Annotated in this window: 13 protein-coding genes, 1 tRNA gene and 1 pseudogene; 3 read left to right on the top strand and 12 right to left on the bottom strand. The window is 71.6% G+C overall.

Annotated elements, in window-relative coordinates:
• The coding region (locus ACWEN3_RS17605; protein ID WP_452971410.1) for an nSTAND1 domain-containing NTPase at positions 1-3,563 on the top strand (3,563 nt) is incomplete at its 5' end.
• A 148-nt stretch (positions 3,564-3,711) separates the two neighbouring features.
• Here ACWEN3_RS17605 and ACWEN3_RS17600 read toward each other — a convergent pair.
• The 11 genes and pseudogenes from ACWEN3_RS17600 to dnaA all read right to left on the bottom strand — a co-directional run.
• A complete protein-coding gene (locus tag ACWEN3_RS17600) occupies positions 3,712-4,893 on the bottom strand; it encodes an MFS transporter (protein WP_452971407.1) in 1,182 nt (393 codons plus the stop codon).
• 68 nt (positions 4,894-4,961) lie between these two features.
• A complete protein-coding gene (locus ACWEN3_RS17595) occupies positions 4,962-5,318 on the bottom strand; it encodes a hypothetical protein (RefSeq protein ID WP_452971404.1) in 357 nt (118 codons plus the stop codon).
• A gap of 107 nt (positions 5,319-5,425) precedes the next feature.
• Positions 5,426-5,499: transfer RNA gene (locus ACWEN3_RS17590), tRNA-Ile, on the bottom strand.
• A 112-nt stretch (positions 5,500-5,611) separates the two neighbouring features.
• Positions 5,612-6,343 carry a DUF3566 domain-containing protein gene (locus tag ACWEN3_RS17585; protein WP_452971402.1) on the bottom strand — a complete coding sequence of 244 codons (732 nt, stop codon included), beginning with the start codon at positions 6,341-6,343 and terminating at the stop codon, positions 5,612-5,614.
• 18 nt (positions 6,344-6,361) lie between these two features.
• Positions 6,362-8,959, bottom strand: a complete 2,598-nt coding sequence (gene gyrA, locus ACWEN3_RS17580) for a DNA gyrase subunit A (protein WP_452971399.1) — start codon at positions 8,957-8,959, stop codon at positions 6,362-6,364.
• A gap of 42 nt (positions 8,960-9,001) precedes the next feature.
• Positions 9,002-11,074 (bottom strand): DNA topoisomerase (ATP-hydrolyzing) subunit B, encoded by a 2,073-nt coding sequence (gene gyrB / locus ACWEN3_RS17575; RefSeq protein ID WP_452971396.1) that lies wholly within the window; start codon positions 11,072-11,074, stop codon positions 9,002-9,004.
• Positions 11,075-11,426: 352 nt separating this feature from the next.
• Complete coding sequence (locus tag ACWEN3_RS17570; protein ID WP_452971394.1) at positions 11,427-11,963, bottom strand: DUF721 domain-containing protein; 537 nt, start codon at positions 11,961-11,963, stop codon at positions 11,427-11,429.
• Positions 11,960-13,081 carry a DNA replication/repair protein RecF gene (gene recF, locus ACWEN3_RS17565; RefSeq protein WP_452971391.1) on the bottom strand — a complete coding sequence of 374 codons (1,122 nt, stop codon included), beginning with the start codon at positions 13,079-13,081 and terminating at the stop codon, positions 11,960-11,962. Before recF ends, ACWEN3_RS17570 begins: the two co-directional genes overlap by 4 nt.
• Positions 13,082-13,160: 79 nt before the next feature.
• Complete coding sequence (gnd, locus tag ACWEN3_RS17560) at positions 13,161-14,039, bottom strand: phosphogluconate dehydrogenase (NAD(+)-dependent, decarboxylating) (protein WP_452971388.1); 879 nt, start codon at positions 14,037-14,039, stop codon at positions 13,161-13,163.
• Between the two features lie 238 nt (positions 14,040-14,277).
• On the bottom strand, positions 14,278-15,408 hold the full coding sequence (gene dnaN, locus ACWEN3_RS17555; protein ID WP_452971385.1) for a DNA polymerase III subunit beta: 1,131 nt from the start codon (positions 15,406-15,408) through the stop codon (positions 14,278-14,280).
• An 883-nt stretch (positions 15,409-16,291) separates the two neighbouring features.
• A pseudogene (gene dnaA, locus ACWEN3_RS17550) lies at positions 16,292-17,359 on the bottom strand (chromosomal replication initiator protein DnaA); the annotation flags it as partial.
• Between the two features lie 287 nt (positions 17,360-17,646).
• Here dnaA and ACWEN3_RS17545 point away from each other — a divergent pair.
• The gene (locus ACWEN3_RS17545) at positions 17,647-19,401 is read left to right on the top strand and encodes a glycoside hydrolase family 35 protein (protein ID WP_452971383.1); all 1,755 of its coding nucleotides are present in this window, start codon (positions 17,647-17,649) and stop codon (positions 19,399-19,401) included.
• 58 nt (positions 19,402-19,459) lie between these two features.
• A complete protein-coding gene (locus ACWEN3_RS17540; protein WP_452971380.1) occupies positions 19,460-20,341 on the top strand; it encodes a hypothetical protein in 882 nt (293 codons plus the stop codon).
• 24 nt (positions 20,342-20,365) lie between these two features.
• Here the strand turns inward: ACWEN3_RS17540 and ACWEN3_RS17535 are convergent.
• A partial coding sequence (locus tag ACWEN3_RS17535; RefSeq protein WP_452971377.1) for an SDR family oxidoreductase occupies positions 20,366-21,173 on the bottom strand: 808 nt, incomplete at its 5' end.

Below are 21,173 nucleotides of genomic sequence, written 5' to 3'. Positions count from 1 at the left end.
GCCGCCGCGTCCGGAGCCGCATCCTTGGACGGGCGGCTCTGCCCCGGACGGCCGACGGAACGCCGACGGGCCACCGGGCCGACGGGGCCCTCGCGCCTTCGGGGACCGACCGGCCGACGGCTGACGCGGCCCCCCGGTCCCCGAAGGACGAGCCCTGTCCCACCCATGTCCTCCAGTTCGTCCCCGGCGCCGACCCGCTGGCCGAGCTGGTCCGCCGTGTCCCCGACCTCGCCCCCGTCGCGGCCGAGGCGCGCGAGGCCGAGCGGGAGGCGGCACGGAATCCGGCCGCCCCCGGCGGCGACGCCCCGCACATCGCCCGGGCGGTGCGGGAGGCCGTCACGGCGTGGGCGCGCCGCGAGACACCCGCGGGCCCCCGGCCGGTCCTCATCGTCGACCAGTTCGAGGAGGCGTTCACCCTCTGCTCCGACGAGGTGGAGCGGCGTACCTTCATCCAGCTCCTGCACGCCTGCTGCACCCCGCACCCCGGCCCGGCCGGGACCGCGCCCGTCCTGGTCGTCCTCGGCGTCCGCGCCGACTTCTACGAGCAGTGCCTGCGCTACCCCGAGCTGGCCGACGCCCTCCAGCACCGGCACATGGTGCTCGGCCCGCTGACCAGCGGCGAGCTGCGCGAGGCGGTGACCGGCCCCGCCAAGGCGGTGGGGCTGGAGATGGAGCCGGGGCTGGCCGAGCTGATCGTCCGCGAGGTGAGCGCCGACGGCCCGCGCGGGGCGCACGACGCGGGCGTGCTCCCGTTGCTCTCGCACGCCCTGCTGGCCACCTGGCAGCGCCGGAAGGCCGGGAGGCTGACGCTGGCCGGCTACCGCGCGGCGGGCGGCATCCAAGGAGCGGTCGCGGCGACCGCCGAGCGCGCCTGGTCCGGCCTGGACCCAGCCGCCCGTGCCGCCGCCCGGCTGCTCCTGCTGCGGCTGGTGCGGCTCGGCGAGGACACCGTGGCCACACGCCGGCGGGGCACCCGGCGCCAGCTGGCGCAGGAGTCGGCGGACCCCGGCAAGACGGAGGAGTCCCTCGAGGCGCTGGTGCGGGCCCGGCTGGTGACGCTGGACGCGGACACCGTGGAGATCACCCACGAGGCGCTGCTGCACGCCTGGCCCCGGCTGCGGCACTGGATCGACGACAACCGCAACGACCACCTGCTGCGCCAGCGTCTCGAGGAGGACGGCCGGGCCTGGGAGGACTCGGAGCGGGACAGCTCGCTGCTGTACCGGGGTTCCCGGCTGGAGCAGGCCCGCAGCTGGGCGCGGTCGGCGGGGGACACCTTCCTGACCCGCAGCGCGGTGGAGTTCCTGGCGGCCTCGGTCCGGCTGCGCAAGCGCACGGTGTGGCTCAGCCGGGCGGCGGTGGCCGCCCTGGTCGTGCTCGCCCTCCTCGCCGGCGGCTCGGCGGTGATCGCCTGGCAGCAGCGGGACGACGCCGTGTTCGAACAGGTGCTCGCCGAAACGGACCGGGTGCAGCACACGGACCCCTCGCTGGCCGCCCAGCTCGACCTGGTCGCCCACCATCTGCGTCCCGGCGACGAGGGCACCTACAGCCGTCTGATCTCGATCGTGAACGCGCCGCTGGCCACCCCCCTGTCCGGCCACACCGGCGCCGTCTACCTGACCTCCTTCAGCCCCGACGGCCACACCCTGGCCACGGCCAGCTACGACCGGACCGTCCGGCTGTGGAACGTCACCGACCCGACCCGGCCCCGCCCCCTCGGCCGGCCCCTCACCGGGCACACCAGCTGGGTGAGCAGCGCCGTCTTCGGCCCGGACGGGCACACCCTCGCCAGCGCGGGCGACGACGGCACGATCCGGCTGTGGGACGTGCGCGACCCGGCGCACCCCGCCGCGCTCGGCGCGCCCCTGACCGGGCACACCGGCACCATCTACCTGGTCGCCTTCAGCCCGGACGGCCGCACCCTGGCCTCGGCCGGCGAGGACCGCACGGTACGGCTGTGGGACGTGGCCGACCCGCGCCGGCCGAAGCCGCTCGGCACACTGCGCGGGCACACCGCCGCGGTGCGCAGCGTGGCCTTCAGCGCCGACGGGCGCACCCTGGCGGCGGGCGGCGACGACGACACGATCCGGCTGTGGCACGTGGCCGACCCGCGCCGTCCGGAGCCGGTCCGCACGGTGCTGCGGGGCCACACGGACATCGTGCACTCGGTCTCCTTCAGCCCCGACGGCCGCACCCTGGCCAGCGGCAGCGCGGACGACACCATCCGGCTGTGGGACGTGCGCGACCCCGCGCACCCCGCCGCGCTCGGCGCCCCCCTGACCGGGCACACCGGCCCCGTCTGGTCCGTGGCGTTCAGCCCGGACGGCGGCCGGCTCGCCGCCGCGAGCGCGGACAGCACGGCGAGCCTGTGGAACGTCAGCGATCCGGCGTCCCCCTCGCAGGTCGGCGAGCCGCTCGTGGGCAGCAGCGGGGAGATGTACGCCCTGGGCTTCAGCCCAGACGGGCGGACCCTCGCCACCGGCAGCGGCGACAGCAAGGTGCGCCTGTGGTCCGTCCCGACCTCGGACATGATCGGCCGCAACGGGGCCTTCCGCCCCGACGGACGAATTCTGGCCACGGCCGCGCGCGACGGCCGGCTCCGGCTGTGGAACGTGGCGCATCCCGGCCGGCCCGTGCCGCTGGGCGAGCCGTTCATGCGGGCGGACGACGGCCAGCGGTCGATGGTGTTCTCGCCCGACGGCCGCACCCTGGCCGTCCTGACGGGCAACCGCGCGGTGGACCTGTGGAACGTCTCCGACCCGTCCCACCCGGTGCCGGTGGGGCCGTCCCTCCCCCTGCGGACCCGCTTCATGGGTCCCAACGCGCTGGCCTACAGCCCGGACGGCCGCACCCTGGCCACGGCCGACGACGACCGCACCGTCCGGCTGTGGAACGTCGCCGACCCCGCCCACCCGGCCCCGCTCGGCAACCCGCTCCCCGGCCACCGGGGCTACATCAACGCCCTGGCCTTCAGCCCGGACGGCCACACCCTGGCCAGCGGCAGCGCGGACAGCACCGTCCGGCTGTGGAACGTGACCGACCCCGCCCGTCCGGCCCCGCTCGGCGCACCCCTCACCGAGCACTCCGGCCCCGTCAACGCCCTCGCCTACAGCCCCGACGGCCACACCCTGGCCAGCGGCAGCGACGACGACACGGTCCGGCTGTGGAACGTCACCGACCCCGCGGCGGCGAGCCCGCTGGGCGCCCCGCTCACCGGCCACACCGAGGCGGTCACCTCACTGACGTTCGGCGCGGACGGCCACACCCTGGCCAGCGGCGGCAACGACAACACGGTCCGGCTCTGGAACGTCTCCGGTCCCGCCGCGGCGACCCCGATCGGCCAGTCGATGAGCCCCAACGCCAAGACGGGCAACTTCCTGTCCTTCAGCCCCGGCAGCCGGGTCCTCGGAGTCTCCAGCGGCACCGACACGGTCCGCCTGTGGAGCCTGGACTCCGACGCGGCGATCGACCACATCTGCTCGGTCACCCGGGGCGTACTCACCCCCCAGAGGTGGCACGAGTACCTCCCGCGCCTCTCCTACGACCCCCCGTGCGGACGATGATCGGCCAACCTGCCTGAATCCCGGCCGACTTGGCCCCACACAACCGACAACCTTGTTACCCTTGGCCATAGCCCGATCGCTGGTGCATCCCCCGTCGCCAGCGGTCGGGTCTTTTCCGTGTCCGGCCCACGGCGGGGCGGCGGGCCCGTCACCGTCCCGTCCGCCTCCCGCGGGCGACCAGGCAGGCCGGTACGGCCACGGCGGCGCCGGTGTACAGCAGGGCCGGGTAGTCGAGGGCGTCCACGATCGGGCCGCCGACGGCACCGGCCAGGGACAGGCCGACGAACAGCGCGCTGTTGTTCCACGACAGCATGGCGGTCGCCCGCCGCGGGAACATGTCGACCAGGTGGCGCTGCTGGGCGGGGAAGAAGGCGTAGGCCGCCAGCGCGAAGAGCCCCAGCGCGCAGGCCAGCGCCCAGGTGACGGGGAAGACCAGTGCTACCGCCACCTCCAGCGCGGCGGTCAGCGCCAGCGCCGTCCTGGTGACCCGGACCGCCCCGGCGCGGTCGGCGAACCTGCCTCCCACCTGCCCGCCGACGACGGCCCCGATGCCGTAGACGACCAGCAGCCACGTCACGGCACCGGCCCTGCCGTCGGAGTGCAGCGCGACGGCCAGGAAGGTGTAGAGGCAGTACACCGAGAAGGCCCACAGGGTCGTGACCGCGACGGCGGACACCGCGACACCCGTGCCGGGCCGCCCGTCCCGCTCCGGGGCGCCGGGCGCGGCCGCCGGTACGGGCCGGGCGCGCCAGACGAACGCATGGGGGAAGGCCAGCAGAACCGTGCCCGCGGCCAGGACGAGGAAGGCGGCCTGCCAGCCCAGGTGCCTGCCCAGCAGCGCTCCCGCCGGGGCGCCCACCCACAGCGCGGTCAGCAGACCCGATCCCACGACGGCCAGCACCTGCGCCCGGGCCCGTGGCCGGGCGCGGGTGCTGACCAGCGCGTACACCGTGGGCCCGGTGGCGGCGGCCGCGACTCCGGCGACGACCCGGGTCACCAGCAGCAGAGCGAGGTCGGGCGCCAGAGCCGTGCAGACGTTGGCCAGGGAGAACAGCACCAGAGCCCCGACCAGGACCTTGGCGCGGTCCCCGCGGTCGGAGAGCCAGCCGGCGAAGGGCGAGGCCACCACGTACGCGACGGAGAAAGCCGTGACCAGCAGGCCGGTGCTGGTCGCGGAGACGCCGAGGGAGGCCGCGATGTCCGGCAGCAGCGGCGCCACGACGAAGAGGTCGGTTCCCACCAGGAACTGCGTCAGCCAGGCCAGAGCGACGGGTCCGGCGGAGAGGCCGGGCGCCGTCTCGACGACCTGCTCCCCGCGCGTCGATCCCACGGTCCGACGCTAGAACCTCCCCCGGAGACCGGCCACCGCACTCCGGCCCGGGAGGGGCACGCGTGCCCCTATCCGTCCAGCCTCGTCCAGAAGCGCCGCTGCGCGGGCCAGAGCACGCCGGTGACGACCAGGCTCGCGGAGAGTGCGAGCGCCGCACACCACCACGCCGAGAGCACCGTGCCGAGCAGCAGGGCGGGGAGCGCGAAGAACAGGGTCGCGAACACGAGCACGAAGAGGACGAACGTGGTGACCAGGTGGCGTCTCAGCCACGCGACCGCACCCGCGCGCCCGAAGAACAGCGCCAGCCACCAGCTGTAGACCGCGATCCCTTCGAGCAGTCCCCACGGGGCGCCGAACCGCACCCAGGCTATGGCGCCGGGAAGCGCCGGCCAGGCCCACAGGAAGACCTGCCTGGGAACACTCATCCGCTCGCCGGCCGAATTCCTGAAGACGAGCACCACTGCCCCTCCGACTCCCAGACCTGTGGATGCCGAAAGACCCCCAACCATCGGTTGGGGGTCTTTCGTGACTGTGGGGCTAACAGGATTTGAACCTGTGGCCTCATCCTTATCAGGGATGCGCTCTAACCAACTGAGCTATAGCCCCGCCGCGCTCTGCGGTATGTGTCCCGCGCGCTGACTCCTGAAGATTAGCGCACGACCACGGCAGTCCCAAAATCGGTTGTCGGGGGACCGTCAGGTCAGGGCGCCGGCGGGCGTCACTCGTCCTCCGCCAGGGTCAGCTCGACGCCGCCCACGAAGCCCGCGGAGAGGTTGTAGATGAACGCGCCCAGCGTCGCGAGCGCCGTGGCCAGGACGACGTCGATGACCGCGATGATCGTCGTGAACGTCAGCACGTGGGGGAGCGACAGGAACGCCTGGAGGTCGAAGCCGTTCGCCTCGTTCGAGCCGGTCGCCTCGGAGATCGTGCCGCCGACCGTCGAGAACACGCCCATCGCGTCCATGACCATCCACAGCACCGCGGAGGCGACGATCGTGCAGATGCCGAGCGCGATGGAGAGCAGGAAGCTGACCTTCATCACCGACCACGGGTCGGCCTTGGCCACCCGCAGCCTGGCCTTGCGGGTCCGGGGCGCCGTCCGCACGCCGGTGCGGGGCCGGCGTACCGCGCCGGTGGGCGCCTGCGCCGGATAGGCCTGCGGCGGGTGGTACGGCCCGCTCTGCTGCTCCGGGTGCCGCTCCCCGGGGAGGGGAGACGACGACTGTGCCTCGCCGGACGCGGCCGGGCCTCTGGTGTCCGTCACAGTTCCCCCCTGGGATCCAGACGTGCCGGAGGAGTCCGTGGACGCCTTCACCGGCTTCAGGTTGGTCGTGTGCGGGTCGGTCACGCTCCCCGCACCCGCCCCGTTCGCGGCGGAGCCACGGCCGCCGCCGTCCGTTTCCGTACCCGGGGAGGTACCGGCCGATCCGGCGCCCGTGGCTCCGCTCACGATGACTCACTCCTCGTGCTACTCGGCCGAGGGCGCCTCACCCTCGTCCGTGCCGGTGGTCGCGGCACCCTCGGCGGTCTCGTCGACCGGCTCGTCGCCGTCGACCTCCTCCGCCTCGCGCCCCGCCTCGGCGTTACGTGCGATACCGACCACGGCATCGCGCTTGCCCAGGTTGATCAGTTGGACGCCCATGGTGTCACGGCCCGTCTCCCTGACCTCGTTGACTCGCGTACGAATCACACCGCCGGACAGGGTGATGGCGAGGATCTCGTCGTTCTCCTCGACCACCAGCGCGCCGACGAGCGAGCCGCGGTCCTCCACGATCTTGGCGGCCTTGATACCCAGACCGCCGCGACCCTGGACGCGGTACTCGTCGACGGCGGTCCGCTTCGCGTACCCACCGTCCGTCGCAGTGAACACGAACGTACCGGGTCGAACAACATTCATCGAGAGAAGCTCGTCGCCCTCGCGGAAACTCATCCCCTTGACACCCGAGGTGGCACGGCCCATCGGGCGGAGGGAGTCGTCCGTGGCGGTGAACCGGATCGACTGTGCCTTCTTGCTGATCAGAAGCAGATCGTCGTCGGCCGAGACCAGCTCGGCACCGATCAGCTCGTCGTCGGAACCGTCCTCGCGCTCCCGCAGATTGATCGCGATGACACCGCCGGAGCGAGGCGAATCGTAATCCTTCAGAGGCGTCTTCTTGACCAGACCCGACTTGGTGGCCAGCACCAGGTAGGGCGCCGCCTCGTAGTCGCGGATCGCGAGGATCTCGGCGATCGCCTCGTCCGGCTGGAAGGCCAGCAGGTTCGCCACGTGCTGGCCCCGCGCCTCGCGGCCGGCCTCGGGCAGCTCGTACGCCTTCGCCCGGTACACCCGGCCCTTGTTGGTGAAGAACAGCAGCCAGTGGTGCGTGGTGGAGACGAAGAAGTGGTCGACGATGTCGTCCTCCTTCAGCTTCGTCCCGCGCACGCCCTTGCCGCCGCGCTTCTGCGCCCGGTAGTCGTCCGTCTTGGTCCGCTTGACGTAGCCGCCGCGCGAGACGGTGACGACGATGTCCTCCTCGGCGATCAGGTCCTCGATGGACATGTCGCCCTCGTACGGGATCAGCTTGGTCTTGCGGTCGTCGCCGTACTTCTCGACGATCGCGGCCAGCTCCTCGCTGACGATCCCGCGCTGGCGGACCGGCGAGGCGAGGATCCGGTTGTACTCGGTGATCTTCGCCTGGAGCTCGTCGTGCTCCTGGACGATCTTCTGCCGCTCCAGGGCCGCGAGGCGCCGCAGCTGCATCTCGAGGATCGCGTTCGCCTGGATCTCGTCGATCTCCAGGAGGCCCATCAGGCCGGTGCGCGCGACCTCGACCGTCTCACTGCGCCGGATCAGCGCGATGACCTCGTCGATCGCGTCCAGGGCCTTCAGCAGACCGCGCAGGATGTGCGCGCGCTCCTCGGCCTTGCGCAGCCGGAAGCGGGTCCGGCGCACGATGACCTCGATCTGGTGCGTCACCCAGTGGCGGATGAACGCGTCCAGGGACAGCGTGCGCGGCACGCCGTCGACCAGCGCCAGCATGTTGGCGCCGAAGTTCGTCTGCAGATCGGTGTGCTTGTACAGGTTGTTCAGCACGACCTTGGCGACCGCGTCCCGCTTGAGGACGATCACCAGGCGCTGGCCGGTCCGGGACGAGGTCTCGTCACGGACGTCCGCGATGCCGCCGATCTTGCCGTCCTTCACCAGGTCGGCGATCTTCTGCGCCAGGTTGTCGGGGTTCACCTGGTACGGCAGCTCGGTGACCACCAGGCACTGGCGGCCCTGGATCTCCTCGACCTCGACCACCGCGCGCATCGTGATGGAGCCGCGGCCGGTGCGGTACGCCTCCTCGATGCCCTTGCGGCCCACCACGAGGGCGCCGGTCGGGAAGTCCGGGCCCTTGATGCGCTCCATGAGCGCATCGAGCAGCTCCTCGTGCGAGACCTCCGGGTTCTCCAGGTACCACTGGGCGCCGGCCGCGACCTCGCGCAGGTTGTGCGGCGGGATGTTGGTCGCCATGCCGACCGCGATACCGGCCGAACCGTTGATCAGCAGGTTCGGGAAGCGGGCCGGCAGGACGGTCGGCTCCTGGGAGCGGCCGTCGTAGTTGTCCGTGAAGTCGACGGTGTCCTCGTCGATGTCGCGGACCATCTCCATCGACAGCGGCGCCATCTTGCACTCGGTGTACCGCATGGCGGCCGCCGGGTCGTTGCCCGGGGAGCCGAAGTTGCCGTTGGAGTCCACCAGCGGCATCCGCATCGACCACGGCTGCGCGAGGCGCACCAGGGCGTCGTAGATCGAGGAGTCGCCGTGCGGGTGGTAGTTGCCCATGACGTCGCCGACGACGCGGGCGCACTTGTAGAAGCCGCGCTCGGGGCGGTAGCCGCCGTCGTACATCGCGTACAGCACACGGCGGTGGACGGGCTTGAGGCCGTCCCGGACGTCGGGCAGCGCACGGGACACGATGACGGACATCGCGTAGTCCAGGTACGAGCGCTGCATCTCCGTCTCGAGCCCGACGGGCTCGACGCGCATCGCGAGCTCGCCGCCCTCGGTCTCGGGGTTCTGCGGAGTGTTCTCGTCGGCCATTGCTGGTGAAGATCCTTCCTGGTGCGGTCAGCTGAGACCGACTCAGATGTCGAGGAAGCGGACGTCCTTGGCGTTGCGCTGGATGAACGCGCGGCGAGCCTCGACGTCCTCGCCCATGAGGACCGAGAACAGGTCGTCGGCCTGGGCGGCGTCGTCGAGGGTGACCTGGCCGAGGACCCGGTGCTCCTGGTCCATCGTGGTCACGCGCAGCTCCTCGGCGTTCATCTCGCCGAGGCCCTTGAAGCGCTGGATGGAGTCCTCGCGGACGCGCTTGCCGCGCTGGCGCCCCATCTCGATCAGCGCGTCGCGCTCGCGGTCCGAGTACGCGTACTCGGTGTCGTCCCGGCCCCACTTGATCTTGTACAGCGGCGGACGCGACAGGTACACGTGCCCGGCCTCGACCAGCGGCCGCATGAAGCGGAACAGGAAGGTCAGCAGCAGGGTGCTGATGTGCTGACCGTCGACGTCGGCGTCCGCCATCAGGATGATCTTGTGATAGCGGAGCTTCTCGATGTCGAAGTCCTCGTGCACACCGGTGCCGAAGGCGGAGATCAGCGCCTGGATCTCCTGGTTCTGCAGGATCTTGTCGATCCGGGCCTTCTCCACGTTGAGGATCTTGCCGCGGATCGGGAGGATCGCCTGGTACTGCGGGTTGCGGCCGGACTTGGCCGAACCGCCGGCGGAGTCACCCTCGACGATGAAGATCTCGCACTTGGTGGGGTCGTTCGACTGGCAGTCGGACAGCTTGCCCGGCAGGGACGCCGACTCCAGCAGACCCTTGCGCCGGGTCAGGTCACGGGCCTTGCGGGCCGCCACGCGCGCGGTGGCCGCCTGGATGCCCTTGCGGATGATGTCCGCCGCCTCGACCGGGTTGCGGTCCAGCCAGTCGTTGAGGTGCTCGTAGACCGCCCGCTGCACGAAGGTCTTGGCCTCCGTGTTGCCCAGCTTGGTCTTCGTCTGGCCCTCGAACTGCGGCTCGCTCAGCTTGACCGAGATGATCGCGGTCAGACCCTCACGGATGTCGTCACCGGTGAGGTTGTCGTCCTTCTCCCGCAGCAGTTTCTTGTCGCGCGCGTACTTGTTGATCAGCGAGGTCAGCGCGGCGCGGAAGCCCTCTTCGTGGGTACCGCCCTCGTGCGTGTGGATGATGTTCGCGAAGGAGTACACGCCCTCGCTGTAGCCGCTGTTCCACTGCATCGCGACCTCGAGGGACAGGCTCTTGTCCTTGTCCTCCGCCTCCAGGTCGATGATCGTGGGGTGGACCGTCTCCCCCTTGCGGGAGTTGAGGTACTTCACGAAGTCGACGATGCCGCCCTCGTAGTAGTACGAGACGGCCTTGACCTCGGCCTTCTCGTCCGCGCCCGCCTCGTCCGCGCCGCTGGTGGCCTTCGCCGACTCGCGCTCGTCGGTGAGCCTGATCGTCAGGCCCTTGTTGAGGAACGCCATCTCCTGGAAACGCCGGGACAGCGTCTCGAAGGAGTACTCGGTGGTCTCGAAGATGTCCGGGTCGGCCCAGAAGGTGACCGAGGTGCCGGTCTCGTCCGTGGCCTCGTGCTGGGCCAGGGGGGCCGTCGGGACGCCGAGCTTGTACTCCTGCGTCCAGCGGTGGCCGTCGGTCCTGATCTCGACGGACACCTTGCTCGACAGGGCGTTCACGACGGAGACGCCGACGCCGTGCAGACCACCGGAGACCGCGTAACCGCCGCCGCCGAACTTGCCGCCCGCGTGCAGCACGGTCAGCACGACCTCGACGGCCGGCTTGCCCTCGGAGGCCACGATGCCCACCGGGATGCCGCGGCCGTTGTCGACGACCCGGACGCCGCCGTCGGGGAGGATCGTCACGTCGATGGTGTCCGCGTAGCCGGCCAGTGCCTCGTCGACCGAGTTGTCGACGACCTCGTACACCAGGTGGTGCAGACCGCGCTCGCCCGTGGAGCCGATGTACATGCCGGGCCGCTTGCGGACCGCGTCCAGCCCTTCGAGCACGGTGATGGCGCTGGCGTCGTAGGAGGCGGCAGAGGCGGTGGCCTCGCCGTTCACGCCGGCGTCGGTGGACGGGATGTTCTCGTTGGGGTTGCCGGAATCGGCCACGAAGCGCCCTTTCTGGCACAGCACGAGCCGGGCTCGTCGGCAGGTTGCCGGAGCGGCTGCGGCATGTTGCGGTGGTAAGCCTTGATCAGCGTTGCTCAGCTTTTCCCGGGCGGTCCCCACGTTGGGGCGGGATTGTCTTCCAGTCTACCGGTAGCGCTGACATCGATGGGGGTTTGCCGGTACCTGAGTCCCCATGTGCCGCCCTGAACCGGTCTCCGCCGGGTCCCGATATACGGATGGGGGCTCCAAGCGGCTCACAGCGGCACTCAGCGCTTCGGGCCGTCAACCCTTGGCTACTCCAGGGTCAGAACGCGGGACGCACGGGTGTACGGCAGTGCGTCGAGGCCGGAAAGCCGGCCCCGTGACGTGATGTACGTCACCCGTAGGTATCGCCGGGACCCGTGCTTCCAGGAGCCCGCAGCGGGCCGTACCGGCGCGCCTGGCCGCCGGGGCCCTGCACCTTGATCAGCCGGACCGTGCCGTGGCCGAGGTCCTCGTTGAGGCGGGCGACCAGCGCCGGGGCGAGCAGCCGCAGCTGGGTCGCCCAGGCCGTCGAGTCACAGCCCACGGTGAGCACCCGCTCGTCCTCGTCGTACCGCTGCGGCACGCAGTGCTTGGCCAGGTCCTCGCCGACGATCTGCGGCCAGCGGCCCATCACCCCGCCCACCGCCGCCGGGGTCTCCCAGCCGCGCTCGGTGATCAGCCGGTTGATCGCCGCGCCGAGCGCCATCGGGTCACGGCCGTCGGCGCGCGCGCCGGAGCGCAGGCCACCACCCCGCCGGGCCTGCTTCTTCTGGCGCGCGGCCTCCCCGCGCGCGCGTGCCTGCTCCTTCGCCGCGCGCAGCGCCACGCGGGCGAGGTCGACACCGGAGGGTTCCGGCTTCTTGCCCGGGGCGGGTTCGTCGGTGCTCATACGCGCTCCACCGTCCCGCCGGCCACGGCGTACCGCGCGCCGGCCAGTACATGCGGTACGTCGTCGTCCACGGCGGCGGTGACCAGCACCTGCTCGCCGGGCGCGACCAGCTCGGCCAGCCGCTCGCGGCGCCGCGCGTCCAGCTCGGCGAAGACGTCGTCCAGGACCAGCACCGGCTCGTTGCCCTCGGCGCGCAGCAGGTCGTAGGAGGCCAGGCGCAGGGCGAGCGCGTAGGACCAGGACTCGCCGTGCGAGGCGTACCCCTTGGCGGGCAGCTGCCCGAGTTTGAGGACCAGGTCGTCGCGGTGCGGGCCCACGAGGGTGACGCCCCGCTCGATCTCCTGCTTGCGGGCCTGGGCGAGGGCCTCCATCAGCTGGGCGTAGAGATCCTCGCGCGCGTGGGCCTCACCGGGCGCGGACGGCTTGTACTCCAGCGCCACCGGACCGCCGCCCGGGGCCAGCTGCTCGTACGCCTTGTCGGCCAGCGGCCGCAGCGTCGCGATCAGGTCGAGGCGCTGGGCCAGCAGCTCGGCGCCCGCGCGCGCCAGGTGCTGGTCCCACACGTCGAGCGTGGACAGGTCCATGGACCGCCCGCCGTGCCGCCGCGCCAGCGCGGCGGTCTTCAGCAGCGTGTTGCGCTGCTTGAGGACCCGCTCGTAGTCGGACCGCACACCGGCCATGCGCGGCGAGCGTGCGGTGATCAGCTCGTCCAGGAACCTGCGCCGCTCACCGGGGTCCCCCTTCACCAGGGCGAGGTCCTCGGGCGCGAACAGCACGGTCCGTACGATCCCCAGCACGTCCCGGGGCCTGACCTGCGAGGACCGGTTGATCCGGGCCCGGTTGGCCCGGCCGGGGTTCAGCTCCAGTTCGACCAGCTGCTGCCGCTCGCCCTGCCGGACCTGCGCCCGGACGACGGCGCGCTCGGCCCCCATGCGGACCAGGGGCGCGTCCGAGGCGACCCGGTGGCTGCCGAGGGTCGCGAGATACCCGATCGCCTCGACGAGGTTGGTCTTCCCCTGCCCGTTGGGACCGACGAAGGCGGTGACGCCCGGGTCGAGCGGGACCTCGGCCCGGGCGTACGAGCGGAAATCGGCCAGCGAAAGATGCGTGACGTGCATGGTCGTTCGCCGACCTCCCCCAGGGGTTGTGGATCGCCGGGGCGACCCTGTGGACAACTTCTCGGCTACGGCCTGCCGGCTAAGCCTTCTTCTCGACGGCGTGACCGCCGAACTGGTTGCGCAGCGCGGCGATCATCTTCATCTGCGGCGAGTCCTCCTGGCGCGAGGCGAACCGCGCGAACAGCGACGCGGTGATCGCCGGCAGCGGCACCGCGTTGTCGATCGCGGCCTCCACGGTCCAGCGTCCCTCACCGGAGTCCTGTGCATAACCGCGCAGGCCGTCCAGGTGCTCGTCGTCGTCGAGGGCGTTGACCGCGAGGTCCAGCAGCCAGGAGCGGATGACGGTGCCCTCCTGCCAGGAGCGGAAGACGTCGCGGACGTTCTCCACGGAGTCGACCTTCTCCAGCAGCTCCCAGCCCTCGGCGTAGGCCTGCATCATGGCGTACTCGATGCCGTTGTGGACCATCTTCGCGAAGTGGCCCGCGCCGACCTTGCCGGCGTGCACCGAACCGAAGTCGCCCTCCGGCTTGAGCGCGTCGAAGACCGGCTGCACCCGGGCGACGTTCTCGGCGTCGCCGCCGTACATCAGCGCGTACCCGTTCTCCAGGCCCCAGACGCCGCCGGAGACACCGCAGTCGACGAAACCTATGCCCTTGGCGGCCAGCTCCTCGGCGTGCCGCTCGTCGTCCGTCCAGCGGGAGTTCCCGCCGTCCACGACCACGTCGCCCGGCTCCAGCAGCCCGGCCAGCTCGTCGATCGTCGACTGGGTGGCCGCACCGGCCGGGACCATCACCCAGACCACGCGCGGACCGCTGAGCTTGCCCACAAGCTCTTCCAGGCTGTGGACATCCGCGAGGTCCGGGTTGCGGTCGTAACCGATGACGGTGTGGCCCGCGCGGCGGATCCGCTCGCGCATGTTGCCGCCCATCTTGCCGAGGCCGACGAGACCGAGCTCCATCAGTGATGTTCCTTAAGGGTCGCTGTGTGGCGTGAGAGGCACCTATGTGCCCAGGCGAGCCTAAACCCGCCCCCGCACGCACAGTTGTGGGCATACGCGCTCATGCGTAACCCCTGCGACCTGGGCTTTCCCCGGCACCACGGCTGTGGGCGGTCCCACGCCCGTCCACAGCTGTGGACCCTGGTCCCGGGACCCGGCACGCCGGCGCCCACAGGGGGCGCCGGCGCTGTGGACAACGTCAGCCGCTGAGCCGCACCGGCATGATCAGGTACTTGTAGGCGTCGTCCGCCTCCGCGTCCAGCGCGGGCTTGCCGCTCAGCAGCGCCGGCTTCGTGGACGTGGTGAAGGACAGCTGGGCCACCGGCGAGTCGATCGCGCTCAGACCGTCCAGCAGGAACGTCGGGTTGAAGGCGATCGAGATGTCGTCGCCCTCCAGCTGCGCGTCCACCCTTTCCACAGCCTGTGCGTCGTCGCTCGAACCGGCCTCGAGGATGAGCACACCCTGCTCGAAGCTCAGCCGCACCGGGGTGTTGCGCTCGGCGACCAGCGCCACACGCTTCACGGCCTCCACGAAGGGGGCCGTCTCGATCACGGCGACGGAGTTGAACTCGGTCGGGAACAGCGTCCGATACTTCGGCAGGTCGCCTTCGAGCAGCCGCGTGGTCGTACGCCGGCCCGCGCCCTCGAAACCGATCAGGCCCTCGCCCTTGCCGGACCCGGACAGCGCCAGCGTCACGCTGTCCCCGGCGCCCAGCGACTTGGCGGTGTCCAGGAGCGTCTTGGCGGGCACCAGGGCGACGGCGGACGCCTCGGGGTTCTCCGGCTTCCACAGGAACTCGCGGACCGCGAAGCGGTAGCGGTCGGTGGACGCCAGCGTGACCGTGTCGCCCTCGATCTCGATGCGCACACCGGTGAGGACGGGCAGCGTGTCGTCACGGCCGGCGGCGATGGCCACCTGGGACGCGGCGGCCGCGAAGACCTCGCCGGGGACGGTGCCGGTCGCGTTCGGCATCTGCGGCAGCGCCGGGTACTCCTCCACAGGCAGGGTGTGGAGTGTGAATCGCGAGGAGCCGCAGACCACGGTCGCCCGTACACCGTCTGTGGAGATCTCCACCGGCCGGTTGGGCAGGGCGCGGGAGATGTCGGCGAGCAGACGGCCGGAGACCAGGACGGTCCCCTCCTCCTCGACCTCGGCCTCGACGTTGACGCGTGCGGAGACCTCGTAGTCGAAGCTCGACAGGCTCAGCTGGCCGTCCTCGGCCTTCAGCAGCAGGCCGGCGAGGACAGGCGCCGGCGGACGGGCCGGGAGGCTGCGTGCCGCCCAGGCCACTGCCTCCGCGAGTACGTCGCGTTCCACCCGGATCTTCACCGTAAGCCGCCTCCTGCTGTTGCTACTGAGTCCTCCGACTCGGTGTCGCCGCCCACTGCTGAGCGAAGGACACCGGGGACCAGTCTGACGCACCGCACTGACAGTAGGTGCCCGTCGGGGTCAAGTCGGTCCGGGAGGCAGCCGGACGCGAAACCGCGAGTTGTGCACAGCCCCCGCTTCAAAGCGATTCCCGGACTCTCTCTAGTCGGGAGTAGTAGTAGGGGCTGTGGATACCGTGGATAACCACGTTTTCCCAGCTCAGCGCAGGAATTTTGTCCACTGGCCCTGTGGGCGGAGGCGGTGGACAACCCGGGCTCTCTGTGGAGAACGGAAAGTTCTGCACACCTCGCCCACAGCCCGAGGGCAGTTCTCCCCAGCTGTGTCCCCAGGAATACCCACGTTTCCCACACCCCAACCCGGCACCTTCGTGTGACGGCTTTCACTCGACGCGGTGAGCGGGTGCGTCGGGTTGCCGAACAGTGGACAGCCATGTGGAGAAGTCGGAGATCGCTGGGGACAACCGCCCGCAGCCTGTGGGCCGCCGGTGGACAACTCCGTGCACAGCCTGTGGATACCCGCTTCGTCCACAGTCTGTGGAGATCGTTCGTCCACGATTCCACAGGGCATTGAGCTGCGCGGACGCCATATGGGCAGGCTTCCTGTGGACACCGTTCGGGACAACTTCCCGGTCCCCAGGATGTGGAGGGAAGAAAGTCACCGAATCTGTGGAGGGTGGCCGTAACCCGGCACTTAATCGAACAACCGGAGGCGGGCGAGGAACGCTCCACAGGCCTGTGGGCGCCGCACGGGACCCCCGTGAACGCCGGAGGGCGCCCCCGGGACGGATCCCGGGGCGCCCTCCGGCGCGGTCGTGCGGCCCGCGTCAGCCGTTCTTGATGCGGTTCGTCAGCTCCGTCACCTGGTTGTAGATGGAGCGCCGCTCGGCCATCAGCGCCCGGATCTTGCGGTCGGCGTGCATGACGGTCGTGTGGTCCCGGCCGCCGAACTGCGCGCCGATCTTCGGCAGCGACAGATCCGTCAGCTCACGGCACAGGTACATGGCGATCTGCCGCGCGGTGACCAGCGCCCGCCCGCGGGAGGTGCCGCACAGGTCCTCCACCGTCAGCCCGAAGTAGTCCGCGGTGGCCGCCATGATGGCCGTGGCGGTGATCTCCGGGGCGCTGTCCTCGCCGCCGGGGATCAGGTCCTTCAGGACGATCTCGGTCAGGCCGAGGTCCACCGGCTGCCGGTTGAGCGAGGCGAACGCCGTCACCCGGATCAGGGCGCCCTCCAGCTCACGGATGTTCCGCGAGATCCGGGAGGCGATGAACTCCAGCACCTCCGGCGGGGCGTTGAGCTGCTCCTGCACCGCCTTCTTGCGCAGGATCGCGATGCGCGTCTCCAGTTCGGGCGGCTGGACGTCGGTGATCAGACCCCACTCGAAGCGGTTCCGCAGCCGGTCCTCCAGGGTGACCAGCTGCTTGGGCGGCCGGTCGCTGGAGAGCACGATCTGCTTGTTGGCGTTGTGGAGCGTGTTGAAGGTGTGGAAGAACTCCTCCTGCGTCGACTCCTTGTCCGCGAGGAACTGGATGTCGTCGACGAGCAGGATGTCCATCTCGCGGTAGCGCTTGCGGAAGCTGTCGCCCTTGCCGTCGCGGATGGAGTTGATGAACTCGTTGGTGAACTCCTCCGAGCTGACGTACCGCACGCGCGTGCCCGGGTAGAGGCTGCGCGCGTAGTGCCCGATCGCGTGCAGGAGATGCGTTTTGCCGAGCCCCGACTCCCCGTAGATGAACAGGGGGTTGTAGGCCTTCGCGGGTGCCTCGGCGACGGCCACCGCGGCCGCGTGCGCGAACCGGTTGGAGGCGCCGATGACGAACGTGTCGAAGAGGTACTTCGGGTTCAGCCGTGCCGTCGGCTCACCGGGACCGCTCGCGGGCGCGGTGACGGCCGTACGGCGTCCGTCCGCGCCCCGGTACCAGCCGCTGCCCGCGCTGATCACGACGGCCACGTGGTGGTCGAGGGTGCGCGGGCCGACCGTGGGCAGGGCGCCGTGCTGGAGGCCGACGCCGAGGCAGACCAGGCCGAGGCGGTGGTGGGCGGGTCCGGGGCTGAAGAACCGCATCCAGGTCTGGTACATCGGTGCTCCTCCCGGCGCCGGCGACGGCGGACTTTTGTCCAAGCGGTGCCGATCTTCGTCCATGGTCCCGATCGCCGGAAGAGGTGAGAGTGGGGCGCATGAGCGAGTTCGCGGTGGGGGAGTCCGACTTCCTGCTGGACGGGCGTCCGGTACGGCTGCTGTCCGGGGCCCTGCACTACTTCCGGGTGCACGAGGGGCACTGGCGGCACCGGCTGGCGATGCTGCGGGCGATGGGCCTGAACTGCGTGGAGACGTACGTCCCCTGGAACCTGCACTCCCCCGCCCCGGGAGACCACCGGGACGTGCGGGCGCTCGGCCGGTTCCTGGACGCGGTCCGGGAGGCGGGTCTGTGGGCGATCGTGCGGCCGGGCCCGTACATCTGCGCCGAGTGGGAGAACGGCGGACTGCCGTCCTGGGTGACGGGCGAGGCGGGCACGCGCGTGCGCACGCGCGACGAGCGCTACCTGGACCGCGTACGGCACTGGTTCCACCGTCTGCTGCACGAGGTCGTGCCCCGGCAGGCCGACCGCGGCGGCCCGGTGATCCTGGTGCAGGTGGAGAACGAGTACGGCAGCTACGGCAGCGACACCGGCTACCTGCGGGAGCTGGCCGGTCTGCTGCGCGCCGAGGGGGTCACCGTCCCGCTGTTCACCTCCGACGGCCCCGAGGACCACATGCTGACCGGTGGTTCGCTGCCCGGGGTGCTCGCCACGGTGAACTTCGGCTCCCACGCGCGCGAGGCGTTCGCCACGCTGCGCCGCCACCGCCCCGGGGGCCCGCTGATGTGCATGGAGCTCTGGTGCGGCTGGTTCGACCACTGGGCCGGCGAGCACGCCGTACGGGATCCGCAGGAGGCCGCCGGTGTGCTGCGGGAGATCCTGGAGTGCGGGGCGTCGGTGAACCTCTACATGGCGCACGGCGGCACGAGCTTCGGCGGCTGGGCGGGCGCCAACCGGGGCGGCGGCCTGCACGAGGGCCGGCTGGAGCCGGATGTGACCTCGTACGACTACGACGCCCCGGTGGACGAGTACGGCCGCCCGACCGAGAAGTTCTGGCGCTTTCGCGAGGTGCTGGCCGGGTACCACTCGGAGCCGCTGCCCGAACCGCCGTCCGCGCCCGCCGCGTTGGGCCGCCCCGCCCAGGTGGCGCTCGACGGCTGGGCGTCCCTGGACGACGTCCTGGAGGCGCTGGGCGGCGAGGAGACCGTCGCCCCGATGCCCGCCACCTTCGAGGAACTGCGCGTCACCCGGGGCCTGGTGCGCTACCGGGTGGACGTGCCCGGCCCGCGGCGGCCGTACCCGCTGACCCTGCGCGGGCTGCGGGACCTCGCGGTGGTGTACGTCGACGGCGAGCGGGCCGGGGTGCTCACCGAGGAGGATCCGCGGCTGAAGGAGCCCGTCGCGGGACCCGCGCGCGTGGAGCTGTGGGTGGAGTCCCTCGGGAGGGTGAACTACGGGCCGCGCTTCGGTGAGGCGAAGGGGATCACCGGCGGCATCCTGCACGAGCGGCAGTACCTGCACGGGGTACGCGCGCGCGGGCTGGATCTGGACGCCTTCTCCGGCGGTGTGGCGCGGGTGCCGTTCGGCGCGCCGCCCGGGAACGGAGCGCCGGGGCTGTACCGGGGCGCCGTCATGGTCCGCGGGGCCGGGGACGCCCGGCTGGAACTGCCCGGCCTGACCCGCGGCTTCGTCTGGATCAACGGCTTCGGCCTGGGCCGTTACTGGTCGGTGGGCCCCCAGCGCACCCTCTTCGTCCCCGGCCCGGTGCTGCGCGAGGGCGGGAACGAGGTGTGGGTGCTGGAGCTGCGGGAGACGGACCCCGGCCGGCCGGCGCCCCGTCTGCTGCCCGTGTGACCGGCCGTCCGTCCCGCCTACAGTGGAGGGGGGCTCCGGCGTCTATGGGGGTGCGGACGTGGCGAACGGCGGACCGGTCCAGCACGGCTTCCCGCACCTGGAGACGGTGCGGGCCGCCGTCACCGCGCTCTACAGGCGCCTGTCCTACGACACCGTCCAGACGTTCTCGACCAGCGTGGTCCCCGCCGACGTGGCCTTCTGCGACACCGACGACCTGCATCTGGGCGCGCAGCGGGTGGCCCGCGAGATCGTGCGGCACTTCCGGCTGCCGGACGCGCGGCTGATCGTCGGCTTCCGGGAGATGACCCACGCGGCGAACGTCGAACTGGCGGCGGGACCCGAGTACTTCGTCGAGCTGAACGACCGTTTCCGCACCCACCGCAGGGACATCGGCGCGGCGCTCGCCCACGAGGTGGCGCACGTCTATCTGCACCGGCTGGACCTCGCCTTCCCGACCACGGCGGAGAACGAGATCCTCACCGACACGGTGACGACCTACCTGGGCGCCGGCTGGCTGCTGCTGGACGCCTACCGGGAGGACGGGGTCTCCTCGCAGAAACTCGGCTACCTCACCCCGGAGGAGTACGGCTACGTCCTGGCCAAGCGGTCCCTGCTCTTCCAGGAGGACCCGTCGGTGTGGTTCACCAGCCCGCAGGCCTACACCGCCTACGTCAAGGGCCTGGAGCGGGCCCGCCGGGACGAGCAGCAGCCGCCGCTGACGGGGGCCGGCTGGGCGGGACGCCGGCGGTACGCCCACGACCGCCGGCACGCGTACGCCGTTCCGCCGGAGGCGCCCTACGCCTTCACCCCCGACCCCTCCGGCCACCTCCGCGTGTCCTTCGCCTGCCCCACCTGCCACCAGCGGATCAGGGTGCCGGTACGGGGGCGCGTGCGGGCGCGGTGCGGGCTGTGCCGGACGGTACTGGAGTGCGACACATAGGCCTCCCCGGGGCTGCCGGGCTGGTCAGGCGCCGTACACACGCCCCGGCGGCTCCGCGTCCGCCAGCAGCTTCAGCGCCGTCTCCCCCGCCTCGGCCGGTGTCCACCGCGCTCCCCGGTCGGCGGTGGGACCGGGGCGCCAGCCCTCCATGACGGTGATCCGGCCGCCCTCCGCCTCGAACACCCGGCCGGTCACGCCCGCGCTCGCGGCGGAGCCGAGCCAGACCACGAGCGGCGAGACGTTCTGCGGTGCCATGGCGTCGAAGCCGGCGGCCGGGGCGGCCATGCTCCCGGCGAAGACCCGTTCCGTCATACGGGTGCGGGCGGCGGGGGCGATCGCGTTGACCTGGACGCCGTAGCGGGCCAGTTCGGCCGCCGCGACCAGGGTCAGCGCGAGGATCCCGGCCTTGGCGGCGCTGTAGTTGCCCTGCCCGACCGAGCCCAGCAGGCCGGCCCCGCTGCTGGTGTTGACGACCCGGGCCACCGGGGTGCGCCCGGCCTTGGCCTCGGCCCGCCAGTGCGCGGCGGCGTGCCGCAGGGGCAGGAAGTGGCCCTTGAGGTGGACGCGGAGGACGGCGTCCCAGTCGTCCTCGTCGAGGTTGACGAGCATGCGGTCGCGCAGGAAGCCCGCGTTGTTGACGAGCGTGTCCAGCCGGCCGTACGTCTCCACGGCGGCCCGGACCAGCGCGGCCGCGCCCTCGGCCGTGGCGATGTCGGCGCCGTGCGCGACCGCCTCGCCGCCCGCGGCCCGGATCTCCGCGACGACGGCGTCCGCGGGGCTCTCCGCGCCGGGTGCCCCGTCCGGTCCGACGCCCAGGTCGTTGACGACGACC

It is taken from the genome of Streptomyces sp. NPDC004561 (assembly GCF_053602155.1).
This window is presented reverse-complemented; position numbering and strand designations above follow the sequence as displayed.